General features: G+C 37.8%; 8 protein-coding genes. All 8 read right to left on the bottom strand.

What is annotated here, in order from left to right:
* Positions 1-89: 89 nt before the first annotated feature.
* Positions 90-704: a phage terminase large subunit family protein gene (locus ACOTXT_RS22090; protein ID WP_421625457.1), complete on the bottom strand. Its 615-nt coding sequence runs from the start codon at positions 702-704 to the stop codon at positions 90-92.
* Positions 643-1,197: a terminase small subunit gene (locus ACOTXT_RS22085; RefSeq protein ID WP_223825757.1), complete on the bottom strand. Its 555-nt coding sequence runs from the start codon at positions 1,195-1,197 to the stop codon at positions 643-645. The genes ACOTXT_RS22090 and ACOTXT_RS22085 overlap by 62 nt, the downstream gene beginning before the upstream one ends.
* Positions 1,198-1,338: 141 nt before the next feature.
* The gene (locus ACOTXT_RS22080) at positions 1,339-1,716 is read right to left on the bottom strand and encodes a hypothetical protein (protein ID WP_032668108.1); all 378 of its coding nucleotides are present in this window, start codon (positions 1,714-1,716) and stop codon (positions 1,339-1,341) included.
* A gap of 22 nt (positions 1,717-1,738) precedes the next feature.
* Positions 1,739-2,434, bottom strand: a complete 696-nt coding sequence (locus ACOTXT_RS22075) for an EAL domain-containing protein (RefSeq protein WP_023292990.1) — start codon at positions 2,432-2,434, stop codon at positions 1,739-1,741.
* Between the two features lie 575 nt (positions 2,435-3,009).
* Positions 3,010-3,450 carry a hypothetical protein gene (locus ACOTXT_RS22070; RefSeq protein WP_032674392.1) on the bottom strand — a complete coding sequence of 147 codons (441 nt, stop codon included), beginning with the start codon at positions 3,448-3,450 and terminating at the stop codon, positions 3,010-3,012.
* A 106-nt stretch (positions 3,451-3,556) separates the two neighbouring features.
* Positions 3,557-3,850, bottom strand: coding sequence for a hypothetical protein (locus ACOTXT_RS22065; protein WP_421625456.1), 294 nt, complete (start codon positions 3,848-3,850; stop codon positions 3,557-3,559).
* A gap of 319 nt (positions 3,851-4,169) precedes the next feature.
* On the bottom strand, positions 4,170-4,769 hold the full coding sequence (locus tag ACOTXT_RS22060) for a hypothetical protein (protein ID WP_023292987.1): 600 nt from the start codon (positions 4,767-4,769) through the stop codon (positions 4,170-4,172).
* Positions 4,770-5,011: 242 nt separating this feature from the next.
* Positions 5,012-5,698 carry an EAL domain-containing protein gene (locus ACOTXT_RS22055; RefSeq protein WP_023310818.1) on the bottom strand — a complete coding sequence of 229 codons (687 nt, stop codon included), beginning with the start codon at positions 5,696-5,698 and terminating at the stop codon, positions 5,012-5,014.
* Between the last annotated feature and the right edge of the window lie 553 nt (positions 5,699-6,251).

Below are 6,251 nucleotides of genomic sequence, written 5' to 3'. Positions count from 1 at the left end.
CAGGGCCAAAATCAGCCACGAAGAGACGATTTTGGGCTGAAAATTGGAAAATTGAGCCACAGGACGTCGATAAAGGACGGTTTGGGGCGTCATATCGGGAGCTGCGGACCACTTAATCGCAACTTCCCTAGAGCATCATCACCGAAAGTACTAGTACGTGCTTCTGCTAGTTTTATTGGTGAACCTTCTTCTGTAATAGAAACATTACTCACCTCATCCAATAGAACTACACGACAAGTAATACCGCGTAGGTTTCCTGGTGTATTGAGGTTTAGCCAGTACACAAAAGTACCGTTTATCATTTGTGTTTGCTTCGCGTTGTTCGCGGCGTTCTTATCATTCTTGTCTGTAACTAATGGGCTTAGTACTTCACTGGTTTCAATAGCTGGTAGAAATTTACCATCCTTGAATTTCTTCACTTCAGATTCAGAAGAACTACCAAAAGCAAAATTACATGGATCATTTGCCATTAGGTTAAATGCTATTGATTGTAAAACAGTGGTTTTTAAAAGCTGACTACATGACTGAAGAATGATCTTTTTAGTACTTCTATGTTGTGCTATATCCATTGGTTCGCGTTGAAAGGAAAACGGAACCCAATCAAGCCCCATATTCGGCCCGTCAACAAACTTAACTACACCATTACTGATCCATTGGCTTGTTTTCTGTATTTTCGGTGGCTGTATCGTCGGCAGTACTTTCATTAGTACTTGCGTTAATTTCTTCTTGTTCGTTTCCATCTTCTAATATTTCTTCATCCGTGGGTAGTTCAAATTCCATGCTTCCTAGCTGGAATAAAGTACTATCAATATGTTGTTTTAATATATCTCGTAAATCTTTTGCGTCTGTCTGTGCGAATAGTTCCAAGTATGTTTTACTAGGGATAGCTCTCATTGCTGTTTTAACTTGAAATAGGTATTCAGTTAGTACTTGTTCAAGATATTCAGTACTAACTACCGTTCCATGTTTCACCTGTAATTCAAGTTCAGATAATGCCGCTTCTGCTTTTAGTTTACGTAGGCGTTCTTGATCTATTTGTTCGCGTGTATCGGTATTACGTAACGGTAGAATTACATTCTGTACTATCCATGCTCGTGTATCAGCTTCTTCAGTACCTTCACCAATTGGCATACCCTGTGCTTTCCATTCGCGTACTGTGGATTCGTTGTACCCGTACTGCTTCGCAAGCTGATTCATGCTAATGTTCTTATTCATCTGTATAACGTTTCGCCTCTTTATTATTTTTTCACATATATTTAAAACAAAGTGCGTCGAAATCTACGCGGTGTTTTAAGGTTCAAAGAGAACCTAAATGAAAAAGGTTCTCATATTGTCGAGTTATTTTTGTTCTCTGAATTGATTGATCAATAGAGCAATTCGATAGTTATCTATAGGTCTACTGTTCAGTGATTCATCTTGTATTAATTCCTGAGTCAAGCACTGGAGATAGTCGAGGTGTACACGCTCTGAGCCTTTGTAATTTTCTATTGTGTTCCAGTCATAAACCCATCTACCGATTGTGTAGCTGTGTTGGTGATTCACTGTGATGTATTTATAGCTGAGTACTAAACGGTGTTGGTTGATGAATAGCTTGTATGATTCATCAAACGTGATATGAGCGTTAATTAGCTTATCTGAACGGGAATACTCATAACCTGTATAAGTACCGTCTATGATGCTTGTAGAGCCTTGAGGGAAGTGTAATGTGATGTTCATAGGTATACCCCATAGTTATTGTCTATAGGGTATTTACTATGGTGTTAGATAAGGTTGTTATCTTGTCGAACGGTACTGAACGGTATAGATAGCCTTGAACCGCAGTTACTCCAGCATCGCGTAGTACTGGTAGCTCTTGCCGCTGCTCTACTCCCTCTACGATTACATAGGGGCAATAGTTCATGATGTTCTTCATCAGTACGTTGAATGTTGGTTTCTGTACTTCCTCACGGTAGAACGCCCTATCGATTTTTACCGCTTCATAGCATCCAGTAGTTAACGCCGCAACGTTAGCCCGACCGGAACCAAGATCATCAAGGAACAAGCGATAGCCTACGTTTAACATTGTTCGTAACACCGGATGATCTATACCCAATTCCAACCCTTCAAAGTCTTCTGAGATCTCCAACCTGACAAACTCCAGCTTATCCAGTAAGTGAGTTATACCACTGTCATATACACATAGCCGTGCCTGTAAGGTATCAACATTAACGGTACAGAAAAGCCGGTGATCCCTGAACCATGAAGCACGTAATTCTATGGCCTGTAGTTGTCGTGTGAGTAGTTCCCTCTTCCTTTCATTATCCATAGCCATGATGAAGTACTTACTGTTCAGTACAGGCAAGTCCTGGCAATGGAAACGGGTTAACAATTCACAACCAACCAGTTGGCCTGAAGTTGTCATGATCGGCTCTGCTATAAAGCTAGTTATTATCATCACATTGATCTCTTTAATCGATTTATACTCTATTATTGATCGCTCAAATCTATTAGTATAGAAACTATTCGCCTAAAGAAAATCATTTAACTTATTGAATATGATCGTTTTTATTGAATTTTTAGCGTTTCGTCTTGTTCTTCAGTATTACACTGTATAAATTTACAGTATCTAACGGTTAGTGGAGGGCTTAGAAATGGGCAATAAGAACGGTTACGATCCATCCATACGTAGAGGTGTTCATCAGTTCTCACACGCTGGGGTTTGGTTCACGGTCTGTTATCGGGGAAGTATTCTTGAACAATTCGAGTTGGTGATCGGGTGATATTTGAAGGTTCTGTAGGTGGGGTGTTCTGGCTGAGAACGGTTGAAAGGGATTGTTTTGTACTGATTAGCGAGACACCCTTTAACAAGGTGTTGGATGCTCTAGTTTATCTACATGCTGAACGCCGAGTGGTTGAACAACATGCTGATGATTGGTCCTGTGGGCAAGAAGAACTGCCATTCTAAAAAATGCCCCTACACATTGACGGCCCCATTGAGTAGGACAGTTCATGTTATTGGGGCATATTCAATTACTTAATAAGTATTGTGTAAAATCTTCTTGTTTGTACTACTGCGACAATAAAGCACCCAATAGCAAAGCATATTTTCATACCATCTTCTATTGGGTGTACATTTAATACATTTCTAATTATAAAGTTGAACACTGAAAGCGTTACAAACCAATACAGTAGGAAATACAAAAATGAAAACAGGCGGCAAAGTATATTGCTACTTTTAATATCAAAAATCTTTGCTGTCAGTTTTGTTAATGGTGAGAAAAGCATCGCGATAAAACCAGGTATTATAGTAATTAGAAATATCGCAACAAACATCAAAGGCACTTTTACATATTCATTGCCATTTGGACCAATTATAATAATCAAACCAGTGACAGCCGTGATCAGCCCACCAATCAATAGTTCTTTCGTTCCCTCGAACATCTCAGAGATATTTTCAACAGTAATTTTCATTTTACCACTCTTCACTATAGGCAAGTTCTGAATGATAATATCATTTACAAATTGAAAAAGCCCTGTAGATTCACATCATAAAGGGCTTAGTACTGAAATTTTCAGATTACTTCGCTACTACCTGCCAGCGTCCACCAGGCTTTGTAATCTCATACTGGTATTGATCATCACACCATACATCTATACTGCCTGAGAAGTTCGCATTGCTAAACCTAGTGACTTTATCGCATGTGTAATCACGCTGGATAAGAGCCTGAGCGAAATCCTTAGCGTCCTGTAACTCTTGATTGGTGAGCTGGGTAGACGGTTCTTCGTGCTGTGCTTCATGCTTAACATCTCCACCTGAGATTTTGAAATACAAAGCGATGAGCACCAATAAAACTACAATAATTTTCCCCATTAGTAACCCTTGTGAACTATCTGGAATACAAGAGGTTGTTTCAACATCCTCTAAGTCACAATGGGTAGTATCGGCCTTATGTAGAATTTCTTTACTTACATGTAAACTGAAGGGGGAGTAACAGTACTGAGGGCTGTTGTATGGTAGCTTCACGCCACACCCACACCTTCAACAAACCTACCCATAGTGGGGGGCGTGAGGTTATGAGTGTACTTTAGGTATGATATAGAAGTAAAGCCATATAAGATTATCGATAAGTTTTTTTAAAGTTAATCCAAAAGCTCAATGCCCTTACCAAGTAGTAAAGGCATTGAGAAAATTAATAGCTAAGCTGTTTTATCTCTGTTGGTGAGATTGGATACTGATATTCAGGAATAATCATTCTACAAAACATATCAAATCTTGTAAGATGTTCCTTAACCTGGTCGATTGGAACGCCAATATTGCGTAATGAATTGATAAGAATATCATTGTCAAAGTCGGGTCTTCCATAATACGCACATTTATTATCAATGATGTGATTATAGAACTGTAGTACATCATTATAAGTTTGAATTTCAGTATCAGTTTTATAATCAAATGATTTTATTGACATGTTTCCATCAATGCTTTCAATGCTGACTCGTAAACTATCGAAATATAAAAAAGCACTACGGAATTCACTCTGAGGCATTTCTATATTTTGGTCTGTGATATGAATGAAACTCTCCGCTCTCAGCTCAAGTAGATTAGAAAAAAGATCACCCTTATCTATTGTTACTAAACCATCAGTACGTGTATAGACGCCATCCTCAAAATGATAATAGTAATATTTTTCATTATCAACTAACTTATAAAAACCAGTAATATCATCTTTCATGCGAAAGATTACACCATCCACTAATTCTATAGCAGAATAGTCACATTTATTATAATTCATTTTTCTTCCTTAACTAGGGTACGTAGAACATAATATAGTCTATATATGAAATGTCGGGATACACCTGTGGATTCGTTAGTAAAACCTCATGTGAACTAAGGATAGTCCGGGCTAACTGAGTAAAAGAATCATCGCTGCTTTCACTCAAGCGATATATCTCATATATACCATTATCAAGGGGCAGAATTTTATAGCACATAACGATTCTAGATATTAATTTGTCAGCCTTATATAGTCATATATTAGTCATAGCGAAGTGCCAGACTTTCAATATCGATTAATTTACAAGAGTTAAACAAGTAACCTTGTACACCCCATACCTCTAAACGTCTAGCTAGTTCAAGTTGTTCATCTGTCTCTACGCCCTCAAAGACGATTTTATTACATTTATTTTTATAGAGTATCAAACCTTTGAATGGCTGTTCTTTCTTGGCTTCCCGCCAGAAGTATTCACGATCAATCTTAATCAATTCATACTGAGAAGCATCAACCATGCTTATATCACAATATCCTGCTCCCAAATCATCCAGCCATACCTTACCAAATCTAGTACATAGTGCTTCTATTAGTTTAGTACGGGTGTGTAGTTCACATGTTGCTAGACTCTCTGAAATTTCAAGCCGCACATAATTCATACCCTTTAATAGGCAATCTTCTTCAGGTGTGCGATTGATACATTCAATCATATCCCTGTTAACATTAAGACTACACAACAGATTGTTCTTTGTGAAGAAATCATTTTTTTCTTTGATAGCAGTGACTTGCTCTCTGAGTAACAAACATCTTTCTTCATTGCTCATGCTCTGAATGACAGTATCCGGCGGGTAAAACTTACCATACTGATCTTGGAAGCGAGTTAATATTTCAACCCCTCTTAACCTCATTGAAACTGGGTCTACTAATGGCTCCACTATGAAAAACTGCTTCATATCAATCACTTCCCCGTCTTGAAGTATTGTAAGTAATCTAAATGAGAATAAGTTAATAAATTTTATTAGTTAGCGAGCTATACCTATAAACATACCTGTTATCTACATGTTTTCAAGGTTTTGAATGTAAATTGTGTACTTGTCTCCAATATCCTGTTTTCAGAGGGTTTAATATTTTATTTCAATCATTTACGTAAGTATCATCTTTCCTAATGATTTCTTAATGTTAATCGGTGCTAATAAAGTCACAAATAGACCATAAAGGTTATATGGGATTATCTGGTGATTCTACCTTTAGATGATCAGATAAGATATTAATTACTCGGATTATTGTACCTAACTCTTAGTTAACTAATGATTGTTGGAAGTATACTGCCTCATCATCTGATAAGTCCATAGTTCTGGTAGTACTGTACCAGTAGTAGATTAAGGAAGTTGCGATTAAGTGGTCCGCAGCTCCCGATATGACGCCCCAAACCGTCCTTTATCGACGTCCTGTGGCTCAATTTTCCAATTTTCAGCCCAAAATCGTCTCTTCGTGGCTGATTTTGGC

It is taken from the genome of Enterobacter cloacae complex sp. IR5422 (genome assembly GCF_049238165.1).
GTDB lineage: Bacteria > Pseudomonadota > Gammaproteobacteria > Enterobacterales > Enterobacteriaceae > Enterobacter > Enterobacter roggenkampii.
This window is presented reverse-complemented; position numbering and strand designations above follow the sequence as displayed.

Coding starts and splice junctions, on each gene's coding strand:
- ACOTXT_RS22090 (WP_421625457.1), bottom strand. CDS start 704: ATGAAAGTACTGCCGACGATACAGCCACCGAAAATACAGAAAACAAGC.
- ACOTXT_RS22085 (WP_223825757.1), bottom strand. CDS start 1,197: ATGAATCAGCTTGCGAAGCAGTACGGGTACAACGAATCCACAGTACGC.
- ACOTXT_RS22080 (WP_032668108.1), bottom strand. CDS start 1,716: ATGAACATCACATTACACTTCCCTCAAGGCTCTACAAGCATCATAGAC.
- ACOTXT_RS22075 (WP_023292990.1), bottom strand. CDS start 2,434: ATGATAATAACTAGCTTTATAGCAGAGCCGATCATGACAACTTCAGGC.
- ACOTXT_RS22070 (WP_032674392.1), bottom strand. CDS start 3,450: ATGAAAATTACTGTTGAAAATATCTCTGAGATGTTCGAGGGAACGAAA.
- ACOTXT_RS22065 (WP_421625456.1), bottom strand. CDS start 3,850: ATGGGGAAAATTATTGTAGTTTTATTGGTGCTCATCGCTTTGTATTTC.
- ACOTXT_RS22060 (WP_023292987.1), bottom strand. CDS start 4,769: ATGAATTATAATAAATGTGACTATTCTGCTATAGAATTAGTGGATGGT.
- ACOTXT_RS22055 (WP_023310818.1), bottom strand. CDS start 5,698: ATGAAGCAGTTTTTCATAGTGGAGCCATTAGTAGACCCAGTTTCAATG.